The following is a 24,475-nucleotide window of genomic DNA, read 5'->3' as shown; positions in this document are numbered from 1 at the left end:
AAGGAAAGCCGCAATGGCCAATACGATCACCGCAGTGCTGCCGTCTCTGTACGCCGGCCTGCGCCAGGTATCCCGCGAACTCGTTGGCTTCATCCCCAACGTCCAGCGCAACGTGTCGCTCGAGCGGGCAGCCGTCGGACAGACTGTCAGCGTCCCGGTCGTTCCGGCTGCGACTGGCGGCAACATCACCCCGGCTTCTGTGCCGCCGGATGACGGCGACCAGACCATGTCCAACATCCCGATCATGATCGACAAGTCGAAGTACAGCCCGGTGCGCTGGAACGGCGAAGAGCAGCTCGCTCTCGGCCCGGACGGCGTGATGTACAATACGCTGCTCGCCATGCAGTTCGCCGAATCCATGCGCTGGATCGTCAACCAGATCGAAGTCGACCTGGCCGTCCGTGGTGCAACCAGCGCATCCCGCGCTTACGGCACCGCAGGCACCACGCCTTTCGGCACCGCCGGCGATCTGACGGACCTTGCAGGCCCGAACCGCATCCTCGACCAGAACGGTGCGTCGCAGATCGGTCGTACCATGGTCGTCAACTCGGATTCCCGGTTCAACCTGGAAGGCAAGCAGTCGGTCCTCTTCAAGGCAAATGAAGCCGGTACCGATGGCCTGCTTCGCCGCCGCGAGATGCTCGACCTGCAGGGCTTTGGCATGGGCTTCAGTGCTGGTCTCAAGACGGTCACGAAGGGCACGGGCGCCGGCTTCCTGGTCAACAATGGGGCCGGTTATCCGATTGGAGCGACCACGATCGCCGTCGACACCGGCACCGGCACCATTCTGGCCGGCGATGTCGTCACCTTCGCAGGTGACACCAACAAGTACGTCGTCAAGACGGCTCTGGCCGGCAACCAGATCGTACTGCAAGGGCCTGGCCTGCTGCAGGCGGTCGCCGACAATGTGGCGATCACCGTCGGCAACAACTACGCCCCGAACATCGCCTTCAGCCCGGACGGTCTCGTCCTCGCCGCTCGTGCGCCGGCACTGCCGGATCAGGGCGACTCCGCCGAAGACCGAACGACGGTGACCGACACGGTGTCCGGCCTCAACTTCGAGGTCTCGCTGTAAAGGAATACCGCCGCATCCGGTACGAAGTGGCGATGGCCTGGGGCACCGGTGCACCGAACCCGGAGCACATCGCCCTCCTGCTCGGCTAAGGCCGGCACCAAGGCGGGCTTTCGAGCCCGTCTCCTCTCCCCAACCCAGATCAGGAGGCACCGCCATGCCCGATATCGAAACCGTTGCCGTCAAGAGCGGCGACAGCTACGCCATCATCAACAAGTCGGACTTCGACGAGAAGGTCCACAAGCTCTACACCGGCAAGGAGAAAGCCGAGAAGAAGGGCGAGACGGACAACGCCCGGGCCGAGAAGATCGATCGCCTCAAATCAGCATTCTCCGATCACGTCGACACCATGACGGACGAGCAGCTGAGCGAAGCCCTCGATCGCGTTGCTCAGGGCCCGGCCAACGACCTGACCCGCAATCCGTCCGGCACGTTCTCCACCCCGACGCCGACCGACATCCGTTTCCCGGACAAGGACAAGACCGAGTTCGAGAACAACCACGGCGCCTTCGTCGGCAAGTCGGCCGCTCAGATCCGTGAGGCAGAAGGCCTGCCCGACGCTCCCGGCGGTCTCGCCCCGGACCCGACTCTCGCCGAGCAGGTCGAGGAGCAGAAGGAAGCCGAGGCTGACGATGCCAAGGAACGCGCCAAGGAAGCCGCGAAGCCGGCAAAGGCCAGCAAGTAACCTTCAGCGCATCAACGCCTCGCTGCGGACCAGCAGCGGGGCTTTCTCCCGACACTTCACGAGGTCGCCATGGCTGATACGGTCCGCGCAAATATCCCGGCAGACTTCGTGCTGCCCAAAGGCGACATTGTCAAAATCGTTGCCGATGCCAATTCGAACGGCAAAGCCTGGGTCTTGTCCGGTCACGGCACGAACTCGGTCATCACGTCCTTCGTGATTGTCGCGGGCGCAACTGTCACGATCGGCCCCTATAACGTGGCTCGTCGCATCCATGTCGAGTGCTATGCCGGCGCGCTCTCTTACGCGAACGGCGACAACGTCAACATCATGGGCATCACACAGGCGGGTTATGACGCGCTGTCCGTCAAGGATGCCAACACCCTCTATGTGATCACGGGCTGAGCCGATGAGCGCGAGTTATCTCGGCGGGTTGGCCGTCTCTAAGGCCTATCTCGGCGTGGGTGCGGGGACGATCGCTCTAGGACCAGGCGGCGGGGTGGTGAAGACTGCCGGCATTGCTGGCAACCGCTTTATGCTCCCGACAGGAGCACAAGCTTACCCGACCCCGTACACGTCAGGACCGGTTCATTTTGCCCCTGCCGCGGGCGATGTGACGAACCTGCGATGCGTCGAGATCGACTGGTATATCCAGATCAACGGGCCTGTCGCCGGCAGTGCTCGCAGTCTGATAAAAACCATCGAATATCCAGTCGGCGTCTTCCATCCGGTCACATGGGGCGGCGCTGCCCAGCTCGATCTTCCCGGCACCATTACGAAAGCTGTGTCGGATATCGTCATTTCGTCGGTTACGGGCCTGCCGCTGGTGATCCCTGCCGCCGCTATGTATCGCGAGCGCACGTTCAATGTGACCAGCATCGCCAACATGCCGACGAGGATACTGCCGGCTGCTGCCAACGTCATCGGTTCTTCGGACGGAAACACAGCGTCCAACGCCCTCAATAGCGGCACGATTACTCCCACGACAGGCACGCGCACCTTCGGAAGCGTTGTGGTCTTCGGCGACATCTTGGCGTTGAACGCCAAGTCGGTCGTGATTGCGGGAGATAGCTTGATTTGGGGCCAGGGTGACGTCACCAGTGTCGGGGCAAATCAAAGCACCGGTTGGTGGGAACGGACGATGTCTGCCGCTGGTATCCCTACGCTAAAACTGGCGATGCCTGGCGTGACGACGGGTGGCTTTATTGCGAGCCTTGCGGCCATTGCCGATCTGCTCTCTGTGTTGCCTTACTCGGACGGCGAGAACGAACTTGGCCTCAACGACCTGACGGCGGGTGTATCGGTCGCGACGATCTTGGCAAACTACCAGACAATCTACAACCTCTTCGGCAGCAGGCCAATCACGCAGAACACGATCACGGCGCGGTCTGACAGCACGAGTGGCAACTACACCTCGGTTGCAGATCAACAGCCTAAGACCGATGGCAATATGGCCCAGCTAAACACCCTCAATGACATTATTCGTGGCGGCCTCGCTAAAGTCACTCGTGTTCGTGACACGGCCGATGCGGATATGTCCGCCCGCAACAGTGGCGTCCATGCTGGCCCATTCCCACCTGTCCTCGACGGTACGCACTTCACTTCGCCAAAATCAGCGGATATCGCGTCTAAGCAGGTGGCGTAGCTTAGAAAGGGAACCGATGAAGATTGTTCCTGAAGACATAGATAGGCGAACCCTGACCCCAGGCTTTTATTGGGTTTTCGTATCCGGTGATCCGGATGCGGAGCATCTCTGGGAGAACGGCGAGCAGCCTGCACGATTTTCCCACTACGACGACATTGGCGGCGAATGGTGGTTTTACCTCAATGTCGAGGAGGAAACCGATTGGGCGCCGGGCTCTGTCATGGCGCGGCTCGATCCTTAATCCCCACCGCCCCATCATCAAATGAGTTACTTGGAATGACCTTTGTGTGCCTCATCTGACTTCTGGAGCGGACCCTTTCCGACAAGGACATGGTTTACTTCAGCACCTATCTCCAAATGGGGACATATATCCCGGTTAAACGATTGCCTCTCTTTGTCCTGAACCCCTTCCTCAACCGACTTTTTCGCTTCTGCGGTCGTCAGCCGCGCCTCTTTGTAGAGTCGGGCTAAACCTGCCTCGCTAAGTTCGTACCCGCAGGGCTTGGCATAAGCGATCAACGCGCTAAACAGCTCGACAGCATCCAACTGTTCTTTGTCCAATTGAGCCTGCGCAGCGTGTCCAACAGAGGTTGCAATCAAAATTCCAGTAAACGCTAACTTCCAATGACTCAATGTCGCCCCCAATGTGCTCTCGCGGCAATGTACAACCCCTCAAGCGCGTTGCAATGAGAAGGCTGGCCGACCCACCACCGCCCCATCATCTTCAGAGGGGAGTTAACGTTGCCGCCACTGTTCAACGTCGGCTGGGAATTTCGAGTAGTAACAATTGTTCAATGAATAGTACGACAATTCGTCGTCTATTTTGTTGGCTGAGAGTTCCAACTCGAAGGTCTCAGGCCCACCTTGCACTGACATTATCAAGAGCCCGAGGAAATCACCTCCGGCTGGATAAGCGAAACCGTACAAAGTCGCCTCCTTACCGTCGTAGGTGCCTTTGATGACTTTCTCGATCTCCAAGTCGACCCGGATCACCCGCTTTGGATAGTCTTCGGGTAGAAGCAGACCGGTGTCGCCGATCGAGAGCGACTTTACGCGTGCCTCAACCACGACCTTAGCGTTCGCGAAGGTGTTGTCACGACAAGGGGCCATCGCCGCTGCCATGCCGGGAAAGCAGAGGGCTAGAGTAAGAATTATCTGTAGACGTAGCCATGTCGATAGGTTTGAGGGCATTTCGGGTCTCCAGGTGGCCTACCGATACCTATTTTAGAAAGATTGTGCAGAACTTGAGGTTACCACCGCCCCATCATCGCGCGGAGGGCACAACGAATGGCAACATTGCGCCAACAGCGGCCATGCGGCGGCCTGTGCGACAGTTGCCCTCGCATCTAAAAGGTGCTCTTCTCAGCGGCGCAACTCTGGGGGTTTCTTTGCGGAACAAAACTCAATTTTTCGCTGCGCTAATGACAATGGTCGCAATGCCATCTTTGGTCCGGGCTGGCGGTGTGTGGAACAGAGAGACCTTTGAATACTACGCTTCTGTCATTCGTAAACAACCGGCGACCCATTCGCGGATAATCGAGGGATGTACCAAGAATGGGTTGGCAGGGTTGAGCGATCGAGCAAGGACGGAGGTCGAGCGGGATAACGGAATGCCTCCAGAGAAGGCGGCTGCCGAGGTGTGCCGTCGCATGGTCGAGGGAATTGCGTCCGGTTCTGTGACCTACGAGGCCTATCGAGCGTGGGCAGGTGCGCCGGATGACAAGAGGGTGGTCTTTCCCGATTACAAGTAAGGTCCGCTAACGGCCGAAAGCCGCCGTCCCACCGCCCCGTCATCAAACGCGGGAGGCCTCATCGGCGAAGCGCCCGCACCGCGACCTGCTGTAGCGCAGACAAAGCAGCTAAAGCGTGCAGTCCTCCGAGGAAGCTGGCAATCCAAAAATTTGCGAATGGGCTTGGTCCAAACAAAGCGTCGCTGATCTTGCATTTCGCAGTAAAGCAATGTTCTGGAGTGTATGTTGCCAAGGCGACCCACATCGCTGCGCCGGCCAACATCAGGAACAGATGTTTCACTGGTTTCGCATCTGAAAGAGTTTCCCTGTTTGGACCCGTCACGCCCCACATTCGCTGAAAGACAAGCCCAAATACTAAACATGGCAGGACCGTAACTGAGACTGCCAGCAATATCGAAGAAAGGGTGCGAGCGAAATAAAATGAGAACACATTGGCATGGATAAAGGCAAGGATCGGGAGGCCAGCCAGCGCAACAAGCCAATGTTTTGGCCGTTTAAATACCAAGATCGACAGACTCACTAGCGCTAACAGCGCGGGTACTGGTGGGAAGTATACGTGGGTGACAATGAAGGTCAGCATAGAAATCCGACGTTGCGTTTTGTCTGTGCGTATACGACTAGCCGGCCGCGCTAACCAGACCCCACCGCCCCCTCATCATTGCTTGGTGAAGCGGTGGCAGGCTATGAATCGTCGAAGGTAATCGCACGATCGATTCTGCGGGGCATTTATGGACGGTTCGACTGAGCCAGCAAGATCGCTGCTCGCAAGGCTCTTTTGGATCTTAGTAGCTGTCTGGCTTTTGCTTGGCCTTGTTTCGTCGTTTGTCTTGGTGATCGGGTTAAATTTCATACCGTCCACCGAGTGGGCCGCGGCGACGCATCACCTGCGCATGATCTTGGGCCTCGTGTCCGCCGCTCTTCTTGTCTGGGCCGCGTGGAAAGGCGGCAAACAGGCTCGACGGAACGAACTGAACCTCGCCCTTTCAGGTGCAGCGTGTCTTGGTTATTTGGCGGGAAGCAATGTCCTGTTCATTTGGCCGATACTGCTCCCATTGTTTGCCGGTCATCAAGTTGCGCTCCCGTATACCGTACTGCGAGCAACCGATATCGGTGTAAAGTACTGCCATTCGCCAGTCATATTGGCAGACATGCCTTTTGCTGCCGATGGAGTGTGCCACGTCCCCGAGAGCATCAGAACTAGCCTGTCACCGGGCAGCCGCATCGTCGTACGAGGTTGGGGAACGCGTCTCGGGGTGTACGCGCGTGACTTGAGCCTGACGGACTGAACGGATCTTGCTTCCAGTCAAGGGCGTCGCCGGCTTTAGCGTCCCCACCGCCCACCATCATCTGGTGAGAATCTATCCTTCGATGAACGACCATCGCGGTTCGGAGAACGGCCAGCGCCTCAAATCGTAGTGGTCGCCAAAGTGTTTAAACACTGCCGCCTCCTGCTCATACGACAATGCATCGTCTCCGATGTTTGTCCGTAGGAAGGCTCCCAGCTCTCGAAAGCCAAAAGAGTGCTCGCACTGGTTACGCATCGCTTCAATGAAGCTGTCGAGCAATTTCTTAAATTCGTCATTGGATTCCATAGCCGGTAGATATTTCATCATGCCGGCAAAAAAAAGCCCGCCGAAGCGGGCTAGTAGGGAAGTCAGGATGGGCCGCACAGCGAGGGAAACACACACAGAGACAGATTTCGCCACACGGCCCGCTAGCCATACTTCCGCGCGGAGAGATTGTTCCGAACGTCGTGCTTTTCCCCGCCGTCATTACGCCGCAGATCCATGCGGGGGATCGCGGAACATCCCCACGGATTGGTCGTTCATCTGCATGACAGCGGACCTGAAAGAGCTCCTAGAAAAACTTCGTGATCCTCGGCGGGTTTATCCGGATTTGGAAGACGCCTCCGGGGCGAGCAAAATTGCCGATATTCTGGAGAATGCACTAGCTAATCAGGCACCGCCGAGCATTATTGATTTGCTTAAAGCAGCCGCGGAAAATGTACTCCGCAGATCTCAGATGAAGAACTGATTTGCATGCTTCCGCTCTATGCGTAAGCGGCGGGACGGTGGTTTCCATGCAAGTCGCCAATGATTGGTGAGAGCAGCCCAGGGATCGAAACAGAGGCGTATGCGATCGAGAATATCTCGCGCGCCCTAGTCGAGGCCTACACGTCTACGCAAGGAAAGGGCAAGAAGTGGCTTTTATCGTCGAAACAGGCGCCGGCCTGCCGAATGCCGATGCGCTGATCTCTGTCGAGTTCGCGGATACCTATCATCAGGGTTTCGGGAACACGTCCTGGACGGGCGATGAGGCTGCAAAGGAAGGCGCCATTCGTCGAGCCACGGCCTTCATGAGCAATTCCTACTCGTGGCAAGGCAACCGGACGAAGGGCAGGGCGCAATCGCTCGCGTGGCCCCGGGCTGGCGTCGAAGATGCGGAGTGCTACGGCATCCCGATCGACCAGATCCCGATCGAGGTGAAGAACGCCACAGCTGAGGTTGCCCTGCGCGAACTGGTGACACCAGGCAGCATGAACCCGGATTTCACGGCGTCTGCCACGGTCAAACGCGAGAAGGTCGGACAGCTCGAGGTCGAATACGCCAATGCGTCGATCTCAGCTGATGCGCAGCGGCCGGTCCTGATGGCTGTCCGCGACATGATTGGGCAGTTCCTCAAGTCAGGCGCCGGAAATTCGCTGGTCGGCGAGGTGTACAGGATATGAGCAACCCGCTCCACACGCGCCTGCAGGCACTGCGCAGCGCCTGATCGCGAAGTACGGGCTGCCAGCACCATCCGGCGGTGACGCGTCGTATGAAGTATGCGTGATAGCTAATCTAAATTTGCGAACGGTTGAGGTTTGGACCCGCAGTCGGAGAGTTCTGCAGCGTTCCCGAAGGTATCACTGCTTTGGAACTCCCCCGTCACGTCCATGTAACAGACCCTAACCGCTAGCTGCTGAAATATGGTCTTAATCTTCGGGAATTTTACCATCGTTGGGAGACCGAAGTTAAACAACTTAAGCTCTTGCTCGGCCCTGTAAATCACTGTCGGCGAGTGGACCTCAATTCCGTCCGGATTGGCGCCAGGCATCTCAATCTGATCGAGAGCAGAAACCAGAAATTTATCGATCTCTTCAAGCTGTCTTCTGCCGTCTTCTCCTGAGCGAAGGACTACATGATCGGATTTGAATCGTAGTTCCACTTGAAAGATGTCGGCGGGTCCGATGCCGACGTTCCCTATAACAACTGATCCGGAGGATTCCTCTCCAGTGATCATGATCACCGGCAGCCTGCTTATGATCGCGGTGCGATGGGCTTCCTTTTGCGCCTCTAAACCCAACATGAAACTCTGATTAGTTAATACGACGCCTTGGTAGGTCAATACAGCGCTCCACACGCTTAGTGCGAGCGCGCATACAGCGATGGTTGGCTCCCACTTTCGACCAAGCCACGCCACGAATGACGAAATGCAACCCACTACTTTCGCAATTACTCGCAAGAATCAGACCCCTATTCGCGTATCGTAAGGAGCATGCTAGTTGGGAACATTCAACTATGGCCGACCGCAAGCGACCGCCCACAAGCTCATCATCAAGTTCGGCCAGCCAGGCTCCATCACCCGCACCACGTCTCCCGATCCAGTATTGGGGGGCGAGGGGACGCGGGTCGAGTTCCCTGCCACGCTGGTGCCGATGACCTATGACCAGCGATATATCAACGGCACTACGATCCTGACGACCGATCGGCAGATCTACATCTCCTCGGTCGGCTTGGCTGTCGTGCCACAGGTCGGTGACATCGTAGTTGCTGGCGGGGTCGAGTATCTCATCGTCCATGACGATCCGAACAACTACGACGGCCAGATCAATGTCGTCTTCATCTGCCAAGGAAGGACTGCCCCATGACGAACGTGCTCCTGCATCGCAGCTACAAGGCCCGCAAACCGGGCACTATCCTCGACATCCCGCAGGCGGAAGCGGACTCGCTCGAAACCCTCGGTATCGGCGAAATCCTCAAGGAAGAGCGGCCGGCTCCGAAGAAGGCCGCGAAGGGCTCTGACGCCGAATAATGGCAACCCTTCGCCAGCAGATCCTCGACCTCGTCGACAAGCTGTCGCCGACGCTCGAAAAGGCGTTTCTCGACGCGATCGACGACATCAAGAGTGAGATCGTGCTGCGCGAGGTGATCGAAGCTCTCGAACGGCGCGATGCGGAAGCCGCGATTGAAGCGCTCCACATCGATCCAGCAGCCTTTCGGCCATTGTCGGAAGCTGTGCGCGAGGCTTTCAACCAAGGCGGCTCCCTGGTTATCCGGAACCTGCCGGGATTGCGAAACCCTATGGGCGGCCGGGTGGTCGTGAGGTGGGACGGAAGCAACCAGCGGGCAGAGGCCGTCATCCGTGAGCAGTCCTCCACCCTAATCTCGGGGATTGAGGAAGGCACACGCCAGCTCGCCCGCGAGAAGATAGCCGCTGGCTTCTCTCAGGGGCAGGGGCCGCGAGCGATAGCTCTGGACCTTGCAGGTAGGCAGTCCCGCACCACAGGACTGCGAGAGGGCGGCCTCATCGGCATGACGCCTCGATTGGGCGCCACGGTCGAGAACGCTCGCTCTGCGCTGTCCGCGGGCGACGTGAAAGGCATGGTCAAGTATCTGACTCTCGAGCGCCGCGACCGCCGCTTTGACCGGCAGGTGATGAAAGCTATCAAGGATGGAACTGCGCTTGCTCCGGAGGTTGTCCAGCGCATCACCGGACGGCTCTCAGATCGATACGTCAAGCTGAGGGCCGAAACCATCGCTTCGACCGAGACGGCAATGTCGGCCAACGCGGCGCAGCACGAAGCCTACCTTCAGATGCTGGACCGGACCGGCCGCGATCCCTCTCTGGTGACAAGGCAGTGGCGATCGGCGGGCGATAGCCGCGTCAGGCACACTCATCAGGCTTTGAACGCGACGGAAGTGACCGGCATGGACGCTCCTTTTCAATCGCCATCTGGGGCGCTTATGAGGTTCCCTGGCGATGCGAGCTTGGGCGCTGGTCCTGCCGAGGTGATCGGCTGCCGGTGCATATGCTTTTACTCCTTCGACTTCGCGGAATCGTTCGCGAGATCGCGAGGGAGGTAATGGAAAACCGATCGTTCGCGGCTTCGGTCTCTGCATGGTGCCAAGAGGTCGAGGGCGCTGCCGAGGCAACCCTGCAGCTCGCCGCCCAAATGGTCTACAATCAGGTGCGGACCAACTATAACGAGAGCGGCCGCCTTCCGATCGACACGGGGAACCTGCGGCGGTCTATCATCGCCGATGGCGCAAGCATGCCGGCAGTCGAGACCGATAAGAAGCAATTTCCGGATCGGTCCGCAACATCGCTCGAAATCCTCGGGACGATGGAGCTCGGAACCGTCTCTTACATTGCGGTGACAGCGGCTTACGGCGCCCGCATGAACTATGGGTTCGTCGGCGTCGATAGTCTCGGCCGGTCTTACAACCAGCAAGGCTTCGGATTTCTTGACGCTGAAGAGCAGGCTTGGCCGGAGACGGTCAGTCGGGCTGAGGCTCAGATCCGCGGTCGATTTGAGGGCGGTTCTCGCTCAGCATGATCAGCATCGCGCGCTGGATCAGGTCCGTATTTCGCTGAAATAGATCGATGACTGCTTGCCCACCCTCGGTGGCCCCAAGCTCTTCCTTGAACAGGTCAACAGCCTGATCGAGGCGCCGGTATATTTCGCGATCGCTGAGTTTATCGGCCATAGGCCATTGAGGTAGCAGATGGTCGATAGCGTGGAAATGAAAATCTATCAGGCACTGCTCGTCCGGTGCCAGGAGTTCGTTCCGCCGGCTGGCGTCACGATGGTCTTGCCGGGCGTGGCTTTCACTCCGACTGCAACGAGCAAGTTCATCAGCGTCGAGGTGCACTTCAACCGCTCGATTGAGACGGACCTGTCACTTGAAATGGACCCGATCCGGCAAGGCTTCATGCGCACCAACGTCATGTGGCCGAAAGGCTCGGCGATCGTCGACGGCTACAACCTCGCCGGCCAGCTTCGCGCGCACCTTCGCCGCGGCACGAAGCTCTTTCGCGTCGATACCCAAGTCCGCATCGATGAGGATCCGGAAATCGGCGTCCTCGTCACCGGTGAGACGCACCACAACATACCCGTCACCACGAGGTGGCTTTGCTACCCGCAAGTTCCGGCCTGATTGGCCTGCCGTGTTCGCGCCTTCGGCAAGCGCAATCAGACATGAGAGGTAATCAACATGCCGCAGCTTTACCCGGTTGCAGGTGCCAAGATCTATATCGGCCCTGCCGTCAACACCGTTCCCGATGATGCCGACATCGATGCCACCGATTTCGCATCCGTCACATGGACCGAGCTCAAAGGCTGGCAGACGATGGGTGCGATCGGCGATGCCGCAACGCTCATCTCGGAAGACGTCATCTCCTCCGGCCGGACGCTGAAGGCAAAGGGCACGCGCAACGCAGGCTCGATGCAGAACAACTTCATCATCATGCCGAACGACCCCGGCCAGATCGCGCTGATTGCTGCCGAGAACACGGATTTCAACTATCCCTTCAAACTGGCTTTCGATGACGCACCGCCTGTCGTCTCTGGCGTGGCAACTATCACGATTGCTGCGCCTGGTGTGGTCACCTGGACCGGGCACGGCCGCCAGGTCAACGATCCGGTGAAGCTGTCGACCACTGGCGCGCTGCCGACCGGCCTGACCGCTGGCACGACCTACTATGTGAAGACGGTGACCGACGCCAACACCATCACTCTGTCTGCCACCCCCGGCGGCGCGGCGATCACCACCACCGGCACGCAGTCCGGCGTCCACACGATCTCCACCGTTCCGGCCGGCACCACCAAGTTCTTTTACGGCATCGTCATGACGGCGCAGGAGAATGGCGGCGGCGCGAACACTGCTCGCCTGCTTCAGGGCAATGTCGAAATCAACAGCCCGGTCATCACCGTGGCTCCGGTAGGTGCTTGATGACCTCTGAAGCTTTCGCCGACCTCTCCGGCCTCGAAACCCTCATCCAGTCCCAGGAAGAGGGTATCGAGATCGATATCCTCAATGAACGCGGGGAGCCCATCGGTCTCAAGATCGGCTTCGTCGGTCCCGACAGCGACCGAATGCAGAAGGCCATGCGCGATGTCGCGGCTGAGTTCGCAAAGAAGGCGGCCGAGCGTTCCAGCCTCGACCCCGCCACAGACGACTCCGACGACCGCATGATTGCGATCCTCGCCAAATCGACGACGCATTGGTCGCCCAACCCGAAGATCGGCGGCCAGGTCATTCCCTTCTCGGAAGAGAACGTTCGCAACCTCTATGCCAAGTTCAGGATCATCCGTGATCAGGTCGAGGTGAGGGCGGTTCGCCGCAGCTCTTTTACCAAAGGCTGATCGAGAAGCTATGCAGCCTCATCGTCGATCAGCATGAGGGACGAAAAATCGCGGTACCGGTGGCCGGCGAACAGGTCTGGTACTGGTTCCGCGAACTCGATTGCCAGCGCACAAGCAACGGCTTTGGGGCCAACCCCATAGGGTTTCAGGCGATCGGGGAGTGGTCGCGGCTTCGAGGCGTGGCGCTTCTCCAGTGGCAGCTTGACGCCATCATCGCCATGGACTTGAAGCGCCGCGAGGTGGTTGCCCAGAAGGCGGCCGATAAGGAAGAACCGGAGCAGCAGGTATCGGAGCGCCCGCTCAGCAGCAGGCTTTTCGATGCCATCTTCCCCAATAAACGGAAGTGACCTCATGTCAGAAGCCACCCTTGGGTTTAAGATTGACAGCTCGCAGGCATCGGCCGCGGCTGCTGATCTCGACAGGCTGACGTCTGCTGCTGCACGTACCCAGCAGGCCGCAGATAAGCTCCAGACGGAAGCTGCATCGCTTGGTGGCTCCCTCTCTCGAGCCGCCGAGGGAGCCGGCAAAGCCGCTCCTCCGATGGAGCGCATGGCGAAGTCCCTGACTGATCAGGATGAGCATGTCCGCGCCTTCCGCATGGAGGTCGAACGCCTCACCCTCAAGTATCAGCCTCTCGCCCAGGCAACACGCAACTATGAGATCGCCATCGGCGAGATCGAGCGCGCTCACAAGATTGGGGCAATCAGTGCGCAGCAGATGCAGAAGGCACTTGACGGCGAGCGACTTGCTTACGAACGCCTAAAAACCTCCGCTATCTCTGCGGGACAGGCAATGAGTGCCGCCAACGCAAACCAGCGAAGAGGTGGCAATTATCAAACCGCCGGCATAACTGCGCAATTTCAAGACATCGCCGTCTCAGCAGCCTTCGGGAACCCGCTCCAGGTAGGTTTGCAGCAGGGTACTCAGTTGGGCGAAATCTTGAAGACCCTTAGAAAGGAAGGGGAAGAAACGAGCGGAGTGATGGACGGTCTAGCTGATGCAGCCACATCGCTCTTTGATCCTGTTGCACTGCTATCTATTGGTTTGACCACCGCGGCAGTCGCCGCCTACCAGTATTTTTTCAACGCCTCCGATGAAGCGGAAGAAGCAAAGCGACTATTTGAGGATCAGAACGATCAGATCCGCCGCGCTACTGAGCTTTGGGGAGATGCTGCGCCGGCCCTCAAAGCGTATGTCGATCAGTTGGACCGGGTAGATAAGCTCACGCAGGGCAAGCAGGCAGGCGAAATTCTTGCCGGTCGCGAGCTTGATGGTCTTTCCGAGAATCTGAATTCCATCCAGAAGCAGGGCGTTGCCGCCTTCCGTGCTCTGCAAGGCGACCCTAGCAATGCCGTGGTTATTCGCGACTTGCGCGAGGCGTGGGGCGATCTGCGCGATCGACTGGACGACGGCACAGCCTCAATGTCCGATCTCAACCGCGTCCAAAGTGAGTTGGCAAATGCGGTTTCACAGTATGGCGTACCTGCCGTTCTCGACTTCAAGGATGCCTTCGACAAGGTAACGGCGTCCATCTACCGGGGCGTCGAGGCGGCTCAGAAAGCACGCACCGAATGGATCAAAGCGATCGCCGGCGGCACTAACGTCCAGGACATCGTAACGGGCTCGACGTTCACCGATGGCGGTCGAACCCTCCGACCATCGGATTTCGTGCCGTTGAACGTTCCTGTTCCCGGCCGTCGGCCTCTGGAGCTTGATCAGGATCCCGGCGCACCCACAATATTGAACGGCGATGGCCGGCTGACGAATGTTCCGGTGCCAGGACAGAAGCCGAATTTCTTCGAGATTGACAATCAGACTGACAAGGTCACCGACCTTGAGAAGGCTTACCGTCGCGCGCAGGAGGCAAAGGCTGATTTCTGGCTCGACATCAGCTTCCAGCAGCGCCAGGCAGAGCGCAGCGCCATGGATCAGCAGGTCGCTGGCACGCTGAACCGCTACGGCTTCAACGAGGATCTGAACTCGCCTGAAGCCAACACCATCCGACAGCAGCTTCGCGGCCAGCAAGCCAAGGAGATCGCGAACGATTTCGGGAATGCGTTCAGCAGTGAGCTAATCTCGGGTAGCCACGATATCGGCAAAGCCTTCCTGAAGGGGTTTGAGGCGGCCATTACAAGCCAGGCATCAGACCTGTGGAAGAAGTTCTTCGATAGCATCGGCAACCTGATTTCTGGACTGCTCACCGGCGGCAAAGGCGGAGGATCCATCTCCGGAGCGGCTTCGCTTGCAACCTCGGTTTTCGGGGGCGCAGCGAACGACAACATGGGGCGGGCACCAGTTATCCCAGTCGCTCGCGCTCCGCTTGGAGACATAGCCTCCTACATCAGCTCGGCCGCGACCGCTCGCGGCATTGACCCGGACATCGCCCTGAGGGTCGCAAAGTCCGAGGGCGGCCTCGGCAGTTGGAACTTGCAGTCTGGCTATTCGAAAAATGGTTTTCGCGAACCTTCCTACGGGCCGTTCCAGCTTCTCAAGGGAGGTAAGGGCACGGGCTTTCCGACTGGCCTTGGAAACTCCTTCATGGCGCGCACTGGTCTCGACCCTGCCGATGCAGCCAACGGACCTGCTGGTGTCGACTTCGCCCTCGACCACGCAGCAAAGAACGGCTGGGGTGCATGGTACGGTGCCGGCAAGGCCGGGATCGGCAACTTCGAGGGTATCGGCGGCGCCAGCAAGACCGCAACGGATGCCGTCAACAAACTGGCGAATTCTGCGGGCTCTGCTTCGCAAGGTCTCAATCAGTTTGGCAGCGGTCTTTCGCAAGCTGGCCAGTCGCTTGCGAGCGGTGTGTCTGGCGGCGGCGGGGGTCTGCTGAGCGCCTTGTCCGGTGTAGGCAAGAGCATCTTCGCATCATCGGCGCAGTTCGCGAGCGCGTGGAAGCTCGGCGGTATCGGTCTTTATGCCGATGGCACGAACTATGCACCGGGTGGCTTGTCGATCGTCGGTGAGCGCGGCCCGGAGTTGGTGAACCTTCCGCAAGGCTCGCAGGTCTTCAACACCAACCGCAGCGCCCAGATGATGGGTGCAGGCAACGACAACGGCTCAAGCTCGCCTCGCAAACTGGAAGTCCATGTCCACGGCGGGAGCGGCGACGAGCATGTGCGCGAGCTCGCACGGCAGGGTGCGCAGGAAGCGCTCTACCAGGACAAGATCGACCAGGCGCGCGGCGGCTTCGGCAACACGCAGAAGAAATTCAATTCACGGGTGGGCTGAGGATGGCCGTTTATACCGATCAGCCAATGTTCCCCGTGGATTTCCTGCGGCCGAAGCAGGCGCGCTTCGATAACCCGGGCAGTGGTTTCGACGGCGGCGTCAACGGTGTTGGAGAGCCGATCAGCGTCGAGACGTCGGGCGGCGGTATCATCACCGCCACTTATTCGGAGATGGTGCTCGAAGGGCCGGACGAACGCTTCGAGGTACTGAACTGGCTCGGCGCTCGCCTCAATGGCGGGTTCCGCTTCATCAACGTGCCTGTGGTCAACGACAAGATCGGGCCTTTCCCGATTATCCGAGGCACGCGCCGGCCGATCATCACCGGCATCCCGCATTCAGATGGAGCGCTCTTCTCGGATGGCTCTGGATATTCGCAGGCGACCGTCTACGGCGAACTCACCGAGGACGCAGCCTTGAATGCCGGCGTCATCTCCATGCGGGTTTACGGGGCAGCCAGGGGCGTCTTCAGGTGGTCGGACTGGTTTTCGATTTACCACCCGGTCAAGGGCTGGCGCGTCTATCGCTCTTGGGAGCTGATTGACAAGACCGACGAGGAAAATCCCGTCTATCGGCTGGCGCTTGCACCTCCGCTTCGTGAAGCGGTGAGCGCTGGAACGCGCGTCGAATTGGCCCGCCCTCGCTGCGTGATGAAGCTTCCGAAGGGCGTCACGGTGCCGTGGGAATATTCCGGCTGGTACTCCTCGCGGCCGACGGTCCAGTTCACGGAAGCGTTCTGAATGGCCTACTCGGCTCAATATGTCCCGGCTGCGATCATCGAGGAGATGCGCGGCAGCCATCAGCTCGGCGTGTTCCTGCGCATCGACACGGACCCAGCGCTGCATATGTGGTTCGGCGTTAATGACGTGCCGATCGGATTCGATGGCATCGATCCGGACGGCACGGTCTATCTCGGAGGCGGGCGTCTGATTGGGGTTCCATCGCTCGAGGTGCTTGTGAACGGCACGTCGGATGCAGTGGACTTCTCGGTTTCCGGTATCGACCCGGCCACTGGCGCGAAGATGATCGATAGCATCCCACCGGTGCGCGGCAAGCTGGTGCAAGTCGGCTTGACGACGCTCGATCGCTACTATCAGCCGATGAGTAAGATCATCCCGATCTGGACCGGGGTGGCATCGCATCCGAAGGAGGCACGCCCGCCGATCCGGGAAGGAGAGACGGCAACGCTTTCGCTCAGCCTGGCAGTGGTTGCTGGTGAGAACACCAGGTCACGGCCTTCGAAGGTTCTCTGGTCGGACGCAATGCAGCGTTCGCTTTATCCGTCAGATGCATTCTGCGACGGCACGCCAAGGCTTGCCCGCGGCATCCAGCCTAAATGGCCGGTCTTTAGCTGAGGCTTCATGGACATCCATCATTTCCTTGCGCTTCCGCACCGGTTCCGATGGGGCGGGGTTGGCGGCGACGACTGCCTGACGTTCCCGGCTTCATGGGCGGCGCGCGTGACTGGCATAGACCCCGCCGATGAGTTCCGTGGCACCTACAGCACGCGCGAAGAAGCGCAGCGCATTCTCGACCGTCACGGCGGCAATTTCGCACTGATGGAGCGGCAGCTCGCCCCCATCAACGCCAAGCGGGTGCAAAGCCCCGATACGGGCGATATCGGCCTGATCCGGGCGATGACCGGCGAGACCACGGAGGATCAGGTAGAAGCCTTGATCGGCGCCATCCGCTTTGGGCCTCTGTGGGCCTGCATTCATCCTGCCGGCGTTCGCGCCACAAAGGCAGAATTCATCGCCGCATGGAGACTGTCCGCATGAGCCTCAAGGCGACCTATGAGAGCGTCCCGAGTGAGGCCGAGCACTATTTCGACAGCCATCGGTGGGAATGGCAGGATCGGTTTTTGCGTGGCAGCACAGCGCTCTATGACCCGATCTTCACCCCTCTGTTCACGACGCTGTTCACGTCGTTGGGCTTCTCTGCCGCGACGGCCGGCATCCTGGCAACGGGGGCCGCGGCAATCGCGACTACGGCTATCTCGATTGGCATCCAAGCTCTGCTCGCTCCGAAGCCTCCGAAGCCGGAAGACGGGAAGATCCCGAAGATCCAGTCCATCCCTTACCGCTGGTGGGGTGTGGGCCGTAACCGGATCGCAGGTGCATTCATGCTCTGGGAAGCGGTTGGCAAGAAGCTCTATGCCGTGCAGGCCATCGCCGGGCATCGGATCAAGTCGATCAACCGATATTGGCTGCACGACGATGAGGTAACGCTCGCGGGCAACAGCGAGATCAACCCGGGCACCAACTACAAAACCAATGTCATGATCCTGAGCCGCCTGGGTTTGGTGCCGGAGACGCCCTACACGATCATCTCCGGTGATTTGGCAGCATCGGGTGTTTGGACGCACAACCACCGCGGGGACGGTCAAGCCTCAATCGCCATGATCGCCACGAGCGACAAGGCAGAACGGCAGCAGAAGACGTTTCCTTATGGGCCGCCGCAGCTCTCGGTCGAGGCCGATATGGCCCTCTGCTGGGATTTTCGCGACGCGCTTCAAAACCCGGAGAACCCGGCAACGTGGCAATGGACCCGAAATGCCGCCGTCATCATGGCTTGGCATCAGTGCTTCAACGAGTTCGGACATCGTAGAGATTACCGGCGCGCGATCCTGCCGGTTCTCGACATGTGGCAGGAAGAGGCTGATGTCTGCGACGAGCTCGTTCCCCTGGCTGGAGGGGGATTCGAGCGGCGCTATGAATGCAACGGCTTCGACACCACAGAGAACGATCCCAAAGCCGCGACAAACGCGATTTTGTCGTCTTGCGACGGCTGGGTCTGCGAGCGAGGCGATGGCGCGCTCTTGTTCATCGTCGGGAAGTTTCGCGCGAAGTATCTGACGACGCTCACGGATGCGGACATCGTCGGTCACCAGATCGAATATGACGTCCTATTCGAGGACGAGTGCAATCGCCTTGTGCCGAAGTTCTGCTATCCGGAGATCGGCTATGCCACGTCCGACACGGATTTCTTCGAGGACACAGCTGCTCAGCTAACCTCTGGCCGCGTCCTGGCCCAGGAGGCGAACTATCAGTGGGTCCAACAGTGGCGACAAGCCAGAAGGCTCGGTATCCGCGATTGGCGGCGCCTTCAGCAGAAGGTGACGGGCCAGCTCAACGTCCGGCTCTCTGGCATCAATTCAGTTTATAGCCGGTGGGTCCGCCTCGTAACGCCGAACATGATCCCGAAACTGGACGGCAGGATTGTCGAAAACCGGAAATCGGTCCTGTCTCTGCTCCAGGGTGGCTTTGTGATGGATATCATGAGGCATCCCGACAACATCGATGCGTGGAACCCTGCGACCGATGAAGGCCGCCAGCCGTCGACACCGCCAAGAACGAGCCCCGCCGGCATTCTGACGCCGGTCATCAATCTCGTCCAGGCGCGACCGAACGGTGACAGCGTTTACGTCCGAGTCGTGATCATCGATCCGGCAGACACCAGTCTTATCCCGGTCGTGAGATATCGACTCGCCGATGCAGGTTCGGGCACGCCGGGGCCATGGATCGAACAACGGTTTCCAAATCCGGTTCCGGCTGGCGGTTTCATCGACATGAGCACGAACGTCGTGCCGTCGAACAAGCTTCTGGACGTGCAGGTGGCCTTCATCGCTTCCGATGGCGACTATGGTCCATGGTCCATAACCGCGAACGTCACATCGACAGTCGATCCGACCGGACCGGGCGTGCCGATCAATATGACGACGTCTAACGCCGCCGGGACCGTGACGGTTGGCGCCAAAGCCGCGAACGACAACACCCGATTCCTCATCTTCAAGCGGGGAACCACGTCTCAAAGCTTCGCTGCCGCGGCACTTATCGGCCAGTACAATGTGACCGCCAATCAAACGATTTCCCTGACCGACACGCCGGGCCTCGGGACATGGAAATACTGGTGCGGAGCCGAGAACGGCTCGGGCATCCCATCGGCCTCTCAGGCGTCCTCAACGATCACGATCTAATTAATCTTCCCCCTGGAGAACAACATGGCCTTTTCCCCTAACGCGGCGACTGTGTTCGCCGACGGGCCCTCCGCCAACCCGTATGAGCCAAGCAAAGATCAGATCAGATTGTTGCTAACGCAATACGAGACGATCCTGAATGCCGTTGGCGTAGGCGCTGGGTCGGAAGCGAAGGCGACGAAGGCGGAATTGTTCGCTGATCTCTCCTACGCTCCTGACCAGACAATCTGGGTCTACGCAGACCCGACGCCGGCAAACAATGGCATCTGGAGAAAGCTTGGAGCATCCGGCACGGGATCATTCATCTATGCCCTGCCACTGCCATTCTCCTTCATCCCTGCCTCTGATAGCGGCGAGGGGACGCCGAACGCCATAAAGGCCACATCCGCCCTCCCGATCGTCGATGGAATCCTTGTCATCCTCGACGTTGCAGAAGCGAACGACAGCAGCCCGGTAACGGTCCAGTTTAACGGAAGCACAGTGCTGACCGTGAAGACCAGCAGCGGGAACGACATCCTGGCTGGCGCCATCACGGGCGGCATGCAGGTTCTAGGCGTAAAATCCGGTAGCCAGTTCCGGCTCGCCAGCGATATCGCGAGCTCGGCTATTCAGGCGGCATCGGAAGCGGCTGCAGCTTTGTCAGCGGCGTGGGCGGAGGGAACTCTGCCGGGGGGCGCCCTCACCAGGTCAGCCAAGGAATGGGCGCTCGTCGCGCAAGGGGCGGTCACTTACAATCGCGCTTCGGCTCGAGGCGTAACCGGTACGGGCGCGCCGGCGAACGTCGGTCCTTACGACGTCGGCGTGGCGATCGGCAGCATTAACAACATCGACATCAAGCTCGGCGGTGTCATTCAGGACCACACCTCGTCGGTCTATACGATCAGCGGCAGCACCTTCACGTTCGTTGATGATCCGGGCGCTGGCATCCCGTGGGAGGCCGTGGTGCAGACGGAAGTCCGGGAGCTTGGTGCGCCTAGCGATGGAACGGTAGGCGAAGACATTCTCATCGACGGCGCTGTGACCGTCCCGAAGCTTGGCGAGGATGTGCTCTCGCTTATCGCTGGCACTACCAGCAGGGGAAACATCAACCCCGTTGTCAAAGGCTCGACCTCTTCTGGCACGGCAAACTATTCGACAGCCTTCGGCACTTACCGCCATGAAAACGGAATGGTCCATTTTTCTGTCGACTTGACGTGGACCGGAGCGACAGGCACCGGTGACATGCTTATCGATCTCGGCGACGTGCCTCTGCCAGCTAACCTCAACACTCCTGTTTCGATATCGGCTGCCAGCGTTGCTTATGCCGGCGACGAGTTGCAGGGCGTTTTGTTGGGGCACACCACCACGATTCTGATGCAGACGAGATATGCAAGCGGCTCCGGCACGACGGCGGTACCGGTGGACGCCGCCGGTACGCTGCGCATGTCAGGCAGCTATCCGTCCGATACCCACAGCGACATCTACTTCCACGGGGATAGCGTGACATACGCTATCCGACCTGGCGTTCTGGAGCATGATAGTTTTCGCCACAAGGTCCAGAACGCGCTGCGCTGGGCGCTGGGCGTCAACGGCGGGATCGGCGGGGAGAACGCGAGCGAGGGCGAGGCGCGCTTTGCGGCCGCTATCGCAAAATATAGTCCGCAAGTCGTGACCCTGATGTTCGGGATCAACGATTTCCACGATCCGCTACCGGTCGCCACTTTCAAGTCGAAGATGATTTCGATGGTGAATATGGCCCAGTCCGCCGGCATCAAGGTCACAGTTATCTCGTCGAACCAGACGCAAGAGTCCGATCTGATCGCCGGCTTCGGCCCGTACCTCACGGCGACACAAGAGGTCGGTGCGATGGCTGGCGTCGTCTACGTCCCGGTTTACGAAGCTTTCAACGCTATCCGATTGGCAAGCCCGACCGCCTTCGCGGCGCTCTTTGTAGACGCTGAGCATCCCGGTCCCCTCGGACACGACCTCATATTGGCAACCATTCTCGCAACGCCTGGCGCTTGCAAACCGTAAGGCATACCCATGACAAAGCTCACTCAGTCAATGATCGAGGACCTAACGGACATCGGCAAGCAGATCCTTTCTGCCGCCGATGACGAGGCCGTTCGGGTTCTGCTGGGCATCCCGGCGGATATTCCGATAATCACGCCATGGGTGTCGTATGCCCCCGTTTTCCAGGGGTTCGGCACGCCTGATCAGGTGTCGATGTTTCAGCGCCGTGTAGGAGACACACTCTTCATAAGAGGTCGTTTCCGCTCCCAGACGCCAACCGCTGTGCAGGCGCAGGTGTCTTGCGGACCGTCCGGGTCTCCGCTGGTCATAGATATCGCGAAAAATACTACTGGCTTCAGGGCGGGGGCCTGGTCGAGTGACGACGTAAGCCTACCAAGCGGCCAAGTCATTGCGTTCGGGAACGTGAACTATCTGGCCTTTTCCGTTCCCGGAACACCTGTGCTCGCCCAGAATGGCAACGCCATCCTCGCCACGACCAAGACGATGTTCATTGAGGCTTCGGTGCCGATTGTTGGCTGGTAGCCAGAGACCCAAGCATCTCCGGGCGATTGGAGTTGAGCCACTCAACGAGTTTTCGGCTCATCTCATCGCTGCCGAACTCGGAAAGGTGATTGTACTCGTCACGGAACAAGGGCTTGCCATCCTTGATGAAGGAGCAGGTAGCGCCGTCGCAAAATAGCGAATTGGGATCGAAGATCGCCACCTCCGGGTGTTTGGAGATGAGGTGGTCAACTAGAGGCTTCATCGTCTGCGTCAGCTCTTCAGCCTTCGAGATCGGAACTTCACAAGTTTCAGCCGGCGGCCGGAGCGGGCGAGCAAAACACGCCTTTATGAAATATTCAGATTTCATATGTGGCGTCAGCAGAACGACTTTGGCACCGTTAGCTTCTAGGAATGCAATCCGCTTCTCGACCGCAGAAATGTAGGCGGGCGTCGGCGGTGATCTCACAAGCCCGTCGAGGATCGCAAGCTTGATCGTCCCCTTGGCGATTATGCCGTTGATCATGTTCATCTGCTCGAACGCGTGGCGGGTGGTGCATGGGTTGAACTGATCGGCGTCGGGGCTGGCCTCGACGTCAGTCTCGTTCACCCAACCCGGCTCGCATGAGCCTATTGATAGAACAGACTGGCCCGCAAAGGCCGGATTCGAGACGACTCCCGGATAATGGTGATTGGCGTAGCTTGACCCGAGGATCAGGACTGTCGGATCGGCATCTTTGTTCGCCATGCAGAACCACCAGCCGTAATTTTCGGAACCGGCGAGAGGATAACGCTGTTTGCAGATGTCATTCGAAGTGAACTGCCATAGAGGCCCGACGAAGAGGGCTTGAGCGCCTTCAAGCCTCTGAATTGCAGGACGATCCGGAATGCCTTGCTTCAACATGACGGCGATGCCTGAAAATCCGACCAGCGCGAGCGCTATGGCTGACGCAATTGCCGGGACCGCCAGCCGGCCTCGATATCTGATTGGCCTTTCGATGAGCCGATATGTGGCGAAGGCTAGGACGACAGAAGCGACTACTGCCAACAGCCGCAGGCCGAGCGATGGCTCCTTTCCAAGGATGATTGCTGGAAAGCTCAACAACGGCCAATGCCAGAGGTAGAGCGGATAGCTTATCCGTCCGACGAACTGCATGGGACGAGCAGCCAACGCGAAGCGGTTAATTGCGGTTCTAGCCCCAGCAATGATGAGCAGGCAGGCACCGGCGACCGGATAGATAGCCGACGGGCCGGGGAAATGCCTGTTCTCCCGAACAAGAAGTACGGACCCGACAACGAGCGCGAGGCCGATCGCAGCCAGGACATCGCCCCGCCGCTCAATGAATGCTTCCGCGCGTTGGCTCCTGCTGGCCAAGATCATCGCGACCGCGCCACCGGCGAGCAGCTCCCAGAAGCGAGACTGAGGCAAGTAGAAAGCCGAATACTGATGAGTGCGGGTCAATGCGATGCAATAGATTAGGGAGGCCGCCCCGCAAATGCCGACCAAGGTGTTGCCGTAACGTTTGGCCTTGAGAGCGATCATCAGCATAAGAGGCCAAAGCAAATAGAACTGCTCTTCTATCCCGAGCGACCAGAGATGAAGCAGCGGCTTGAACTTTGCGGTGGCATCGAAGTAGCCGGCCTCGCCGAGCAACACGAGATTGGAGATGAAGCCAGAGCCGGCGGCAACGTGTTTCCCGACTTCAGCGTATTCGTCGGGCAGGAGCAGGAACCACCCTGCGACCAGAACGGCTAACATGACCGTGACGAGAGCCGGGAATATTCGCCGAGCTCGCTTTGCGTAAAACGTCAGAATATTGAAGCGTCCACCCACCATCTCGGCATGAATTATCGAGGTGATGAGGAACCCGGAGATCACGAAGAACACGTCCACGCCAACGAAGCCGCCTGGCAATGTGACCGGTAGCGCATGGTAGAGCACGACAGCAGCGACTGCGATAGCGCGAAGGCCGTCAATGTCTGGACGATATGCGCCCTTCGCGCCGCCTTCGATATTCCGCTGAAGCAATGACCGGACTCCGTTCCTTTCTAAGCTCCTAAGACGAAACATGATCGGACGGCAACCCAAAAGGGTGACCGGAAGCGATCAATATTCTTTTCATTGCAGACATCACTAATTGAGCGATCGAACTTCTTGCGCCCGTCTACCGAGGCCTTGTGGAGAAATCCGAGTATGCGGTATGTCTGCTCGGAATAGAT

29 protein-coding genes are annotated in these 24,475 nt (G+C 59.1%); 23 read left to right on the top strand and 6 right to left on the bottom strand.

The window, feature by feature from the left end; genetic code table 11:
• The first annotated feature begins 13 nt into the window (after positions 1-13).
• From AC1DNW_RS20345 to AC1DNW_RS20325, 5 genes are all read left to right on the top strand, one after another.
• Positions 14-1,075, top strand: a complete 1,062-nt coding sequence (locus tag AC1DNW_RS20345) for a major capsid protein (RefSeq protein WP_477854165.1) — start codon at positions 14-16, stop codon at positions 1,073-1,075.
• Between the two features lie 154 nt (positions 1,076-1,229).
• Positions 1,230-1,757 (top strand): hypothetical protein, encoded by a 528-nt coding sequence (locus tag AC1DNW_RS20340; protein WP_477854164.1) that lies wholly within the window; start codon positions 1,230-1,232, stop codon positions 1,755-1,757.
• 69 nt (positions 1,758-1,826) lie between these two features.
• On the top strand, positions 1,827-2,159 hold the full coding sequence (locus AC1DNW_RS20335; protein ID WP_477854163.1) for a phage upper tail fiber protein: 333 nt from the start codon (positions 1,827-1,829) through the stop codon (positions 2,157-2,159).
• A 4-nt stretch (positions 2,160-2,163) separates the two neighbouring features.
• Positions 2,164-3,399, top strand: coding sequence for a hypothetical protein (locus tag AC1DNW_RS20330; RefSeq protein ID WP_477854162.1), 1,236 nt, complete (start codon positions 2,164-2,166; stop codon positions 3,397-3,399).
• A gap of 16 nt (positions 3,400-3,415) precedes the next feature.
• Entirely contained in the window at positions 3,416-3,640 is a 225-nt protein-coding gene (locus AC1DNW_RS20325; RefSeq protein ID WP_477854161.1) for a hypothetical protein, read from the top strand.
• Between the two features lie 26 nt (positions 3,641-3,666).
• On the opposite strand, the gene AC1DNW_RS20320 is transcribed toward AC1DNW_RS20325, so the two are convergent.
• Together AC1DNW_RS20320 and AC1DNW_RS20315 are read right to left on the bottom strand one after the other, a co-directional pair.
• Entirely contained in the window at positions 3,667-4,032 is a 366-nt protein-coding gene (locus tag AC1DNW_RS20320; protein WP_477854160.1) for a hypothetical protein, read from the bottom strand.
• A 102-nt stretch (positions 4,033-4,134) separates the two neighbouring features.
• Positions 4,135-4,590, bottom strand: a complete 456-nt coding sequence (locus AC1DNW_RS20315) for a hypothetical protein (RefSeq protein ID WP_477854159.1) — start codon at positions 4,588-4,590, stop codon at positions 4,135-4,137.
• A gap of 419 nt (positions 4,591-5,009) precedes the next feature.
• Between AC1DNW_RS20315 and AC1DNW_RS20310 the strand changes: the two genes are divergently transcribed.
• Entirely contained in the window at positions 5,010-5,150 is a 141-nt protein-coding gene (locus AC1DNW_RS20310) for a hypothetical protein (RefSeq protein ID WP_477854158.1), read from the top strand.
• A gap of 58 nt (positions 5,151-5,208) precedes the next feature.
• Here the strand turns inward: AC1DNW_RS20310 and AC1DNW_RS20305 are convergent, their stop codons facing one another.
• Both AC1DNW_RS20305 and AC1DNW_RS20300 read right to left on the bottom strand, forming a co-directional pair.
• Positions 5,209-5,730: a hypothetical protein gene (locus tag AC1DNW_RS20305; RefSeq protein WP_477854157.1), complete on the bottom strand. Its 522-nt coding sequence runs from the start codon at positions 5,728-5,730 to the stop codon at positions 5,209-5,211.
• 778 nt (positions 5,731-6,508) lie between these two features.
• Entirely contained in the window at positions 6,509-6,856 is a 348-nt protein-coding gene (locus tag AC1DNW_RS20300) for a hypothetical protein (RefSeq protein ID WP_477854156.1), read from the bottom strand.
• Positions 6,857-6,983: 127 nt separating this feature from the next.
• Between AC1DNW_RS20300 and AC1DNW_RS20295 the strand changes: the two genes are divergently transcribed.
• Together AC1DNW_RS20295 and AC1DNW_RS20290 are read left to right on the top strand one after the other, a co-directional pair.
• The gene (locus AC1DNW_RS20295; RefSeq protein WP_477854155.1) at positions 6,984-7,184 is read left to right on the top strand and encodes a hypothetical protein; all 201 of its coding nucleotides are present in this window, start codon (positions 6,984-6,986) and stop codon (positions 7,182-7,184) included.
• Positions 7,185-7,350: 166 nt separating this feature from the next.
• Complete coding sequence (locus AC1DNW_RS20290) at positions 7,351-7,878, top strand: DnaT-like ssDNA-binding protein (RefSeq protein WP_477854154.1); 528 nt, start codon at positions 7,351-7,353, stop codon at positions 7,876-7,878.
• Positions 7,879-7,985: 107 nt separating this feature from the next.
• Here the strand turns inward: AC1DNW_RS20290 and AC1DNW_RS20285 are convergent, their stop codons facing one another.
• Entirely contained in the window at positions 7,986-8,537 is a 552-nt protein-coding gene (locus tag AC1DNW_RS20285) for a hypothetical protein (RefSeq protein ID WP_477854153.1), read from the bottom strand.
• 157 nt (positions 8,538-8,694) lie between these two features.
• Between AC1DNW_RS20285 and AC1DNW_RS20280 the strand changes: the two genes are divergently transcribed.
• The 15 genes from AC1DNW_RS20280 to AC1DNW_RS20210 all read left to right on the top strand — a co-directional run bounded on the left by AC1DNW_RS20280 (position 8,695) and on the right by AC1DNW_RS20210 (position 22,297).
• Positions 8,695-9,060: a hypothetical protein gene (locus AC1DNW_RS20280; RefSeq protein ID WP_477854152.1), complete on the top strand. Its 366-nt coding sequence runs from the start codon at positions 8,695-8,697 to the stop codon at positions 9,058-9,060.
• Positions 9,057-9,224, top strand: coding sequence for a hypothetical protein (locus AC1DNW_RS20275; RefSeq protein ID WP_477854151.1), 168 nt, complete (start codon positions 9,057-9,059; stop codon positions 9,222-9,224). The genes AC1DNW_RS20280 and AC1DNW_RS20275 overlap by 4 nt, the downstream gene beginning before the upstream one ends.
• Positions 9,224-10,276 (top strand): phage minor head protein, encoded by a 1,053-nt coding sequence (locus AC1DNW_RS20270; RefSeq protein WP_477854150.1) that lies wholly within the window; start codon positions 9,224-9,226, stop codon positions 10,274-10,276. Before AC1DNW_RS20275 ends, AC1DNW_RS20270 begins: the two co-directional genes overlap by 1 nt.
• A complete protein-coding gene (locus AC1DNW_RS20265) occupies positions 10,276-10,749 on the top strand; it encodes a hypothetical protein (protein WP_477854149.1) in 474 nt (157 codons plus the stop codon). Before AC1DNW_RS20270 ends, AC1DNW_RS20265 begins: the two co-directional genes overlap by 1 nt.
• Positions 10,750-10,918: 169 nt before the next feature.
• Positions 10,919-11,350, top strand: coding sequence for a phage tail terminator-like protein (locus tag AC1DNW_RS20260; RefSeq protein WP_477854148.1), 432 nt, complete (start codon positions 10,919-10,921; stop codon positions 11,348-11,350).
• A 57-nt stretch (positions 11,351-11,407) separates the two neighbouring features.
• Entirely contained in the window at positions 11,408-12,145 is a 738-nt protein-coding gene (locus tag AC1DNW_RS20255) for a hypothetical protein (protein WP_477854147.1), read from the top strand.
• Complete coding sequence (locus AC1DNW_RS20250) at positions 12,145-12,558, top strand: hypothetical protein (RefSeq protein ID WP_477854146.1); 414 nt, start codon at positions 12,145-12,147, stop codon at positions 12,556-12,558. The genes AC1DNW_RS20255 and AC1DNW_RS20250 overlap by 1 nt, the downstream gene beginning before the upstream one ends.
• Positions 12,559-12,617: 59 nt before the next feature.
• Positions 12,618-12,905, top strand: coding sequence for a phage tail assembly chaperone (locus AC1DNW_RS20245; RefSeq protein WP_477854145.1), 288 nt, complete (start codon positions 12,618-12,620; stop codon positions 12,903-12,905).
• Between the two features lie 4 nt (positions 12,906-12,909).
• Entirely contained in the window at positions 12,910-15,789 is a 2,880-nt protein-coding gene (locus AC1DNW_RS20240) for a phage tail tape measure protein (RefSeq protein ID WP_477854144.1), read from the top strand.
• Positions 15,790-15,791: 2 nt separating this feature from the next.
• Positions 15,792-16,526: a hypothetical protein gene (locus AC1DNW_RS20235; protein ID WP_477854143.1), complete on the top strand. Its 735-nt coding sequence runs from the start codon at positions 15,792-15,794 to the stop codon at positions 16,524-16,526.
• A complete protein-coding gene (locus AC1DNW_RS20230) occupies positions 16,527-17,141 on the top strand; it encodes a hypothetical protein (protein WP_477854142.1) in 615 nt (204 codons plus the stop codon). It begins immediately after the preceding gene.
• A 6-nt stretch (positions 17,142-17,147) separates the two neighbouring features.
• Positions 17,148-17,564: a DUF6950 family protein gene (locus AC1DNW_RS20225; protein WP_477854141.1), complete on the top strand. Its 417-nt coding sequence runs from the start codon at positions 17,148-17,150 to the stop codon at positions 17,562-17,564.
• Positions 17,561-19,762 carry a phage tail protein gene (locus tag AC1DNW_RS20220; RefSeq protein ID WP_477854140.1) on the top strand — a complete coding sequence of 734 codons (2,202 nt, stop codon included), beginning with the start codon at positions 17,561-17,563 and terminating at the stop codon, positions 19,760-19,762. Before AC1DNW_RS20225 ends, AC1DNW_RS20220 begins: the two co-directional genes overlap by 4 nt.
• A 24-nt stretch (positions 19,763-19,786) precedes the next feature.
• Complete coding sequence (locus tag AC1DNW_RS20215; RefSeq protein ID WP_477854139.1) at positions 19,787-21,775, top strand: SGNH/GDSL hydrolase family protein; 1,989 nt, start codon at positions 19,787-19,789, stop codon at positions 21,773-21,775.
• Positions 21,776-21,784: 9 nt separating this feature from the next.
• Complete coding sequence (locus AC1DNW_RS20210) at positions 21,785-22,297, top strand: hypothetical protein (protein WP_477854138.1); 513 nt, start codon at positions 21,785-21,787, stop codon at positions 22,295-22,297.
• Here the strand turns inward: AC1DNW_RS20210 and AC1DNW_RS20205 are convergent.
• Entirely contained in the window at positions 22,263-24,284 is a 2,022-nt protein-coding gene (locus tag AC1DNW_RS20205; protein WP_477854137.1) for an acyltransferase family protein, read from the bottom strand. The genes AC1DNW_RS20210 and AC1DNW_RS20205 overlap by 35 nt on opposite strands.
• Positions 24,285-24,475 lie beyond the last annotated feature (191 nt).

It is taken from the genome of Rhizobium sp. 05L429 (assembly GCF_056397645.1).
The sequence above is the reverse complement of the archived record's forward strand: the minus strand, read 5'-3'. Positions and strand labels throughout refer to the sequence as shown.

Bases quoted from the DNA above. Each gene is read 5' to 3' on its own strand.
- AC1DNW_RS20345 (WP_477854165.1), top strand. From the start codon at position 14: ATGGCCAATACGATCACCGCAGTGCTGCCGTCTCTGTACGCCGGCCTG.
- AC1DNW_RS20340 (WP_477854164.1), top strand. From the start codon at position 1,230: ATGCCCGATATCGAAACCGTTGCCGTCAAGAGCGGCGACAGCTACGCC.
- AC1DNW_RS20335 (WP_477854163.1), top strand. From the start codon at position 1,827: ATGGCTGATACGGTCCGCGCAAATATCCCGGCAGACTTCGTGCTGCCC.
- AC1DNW_RS20330 (WP_477854162.1), top strand. From the start codon at position 2,164: ATGAGCGCGAGTTATCTCGGCGGGTTGGCCGTCTCTAAGGCCTATCTC.
- AC1DNW_RS20325 (WP_477854161.1), top strand. From the start codon at position 3,416: ATGAAGATTGTTCCTGAAGACATAGATAGGCGAACCCTGACCCCAGGC.
- AC1DNW_RS20315 (WP_477854159.1), bottom strand. From the start codon at position 4,590: ATGCCCTCAAACCTATCGACATGGCTACGTCTACAGATAATTCTTACT.
- AC1DNW_RS20310 (WP_477854158.1), top strand. From the start codon at position 5,010: ATGCCTCCAGAGAAGGCGGCTGCCGAGGTGTGCCGTCGCATGGTCGAG.
- AC1DNW_RS20305 (WP_477854157.1), bottom strand. From the start codon at position 5,730: ATGCTGACCTTCATTGTCACCCACGTATACTTCCCACCAGTACCCGCG.
- AC1DNW_RS20295 (WP_477854155.1), top strand. From the start codon at position 6,984: ATGACAGCGGACCTGAAAGAGCTCCTAGAAAAACTTCGTGATCCTCGG.
- AC1DNW_RS20275 (WP_477854151.1), top strand. From the start codon at position 9,057: ATGACGAACGTGCTCCTGCATCGCAGCTACAAGGCCCGCAAACCGGGC.
- AC1DNW_RS20270 (WP_477854150.1), top strand. From the start codon at position 9,224: ATGGCAACCCTTCGCCAGCAGATCCTCGACCTCGTCGACAAGCTGTCG.
- AC1DNW_RS20265 (WP_477854149.1), top strand. From the start codon at position 10,276: ATGGAAAACCGATCGTTCGCGGCTTCGGTCTCTGCATGGTGCCAAGAG.
- AC1DNW_RS20260 (WP_477854148.1), top strand. From the start codon at position 10,919: ATGGTCGATAGCGTGGAAATGAAAATCTATCAGGCACTGCTCGTCCGG.
- AC1DNW_RS20255 (WP_477854147.1), top strand. From the start codon at position 11,408: ATGCCGCAGCTTTACCCGGTTGCAGGTGCCAAGATCTATATCGGCCCT.
- AC1DNW_RS20250 (WP_477854146.1), top strand. From the start codon at position 12,145: ATGACCTCTGAAGCTTTCGCCGACCTCTCCGGCCTCGAAACCCTCATC.
- AC1DNW_RS20240 (WP_477854144.1), top strand. From the start codon at position 12,910: ATGTCAGAAGCCACCCTTGGGTTTAAGATTGACAGCTCGCAGGCATCG.
- AC1DNW_RS20235 (WP_477854143.1), top strand. From the start codon at position 15,792: ATGGCCGTTTATACCGATCAGCCAATGTTCCCCGTGGATTTCCTGCGG.
- AC1DNW_RS20230 (WP_477854142.1), top strand. From the start codon at position 16,527: ATGGCCTACTCGGCTCAATATGTCCCGGCTGCGATCATCGAGGAGATG.
- AC1DNW_RS20225 (WP_477854141.1), top strand. From the start codon at position 17,148: ATGGACATCCATCATTTCCTTGCGCTTCCGCACCGGTTCCGATGGGGC.
- AC1DNW_RS20220 (WP_477854140.1), top strand. From the start codon at position 17,561: ATGAGCCTCAAGGCGACCTATGAGAGCGTCCCGAGTGAGGCCGAGCAC.
- AC1DNW_RS20215 (WP_477854139.1), top strand. From the start codon at position 19,787: ATGGCCTTTTCCCCTAACGCGGCGACTGTGTTCGCCGACGGGCCCTCC.
- AC1DNW_RS20210 (WP_477854138.1), top strand. From the start codon at position 21,785: ATGACAAAGCTCACTCAGTCAATGATCGAGGACCTAACGGACATCGGC.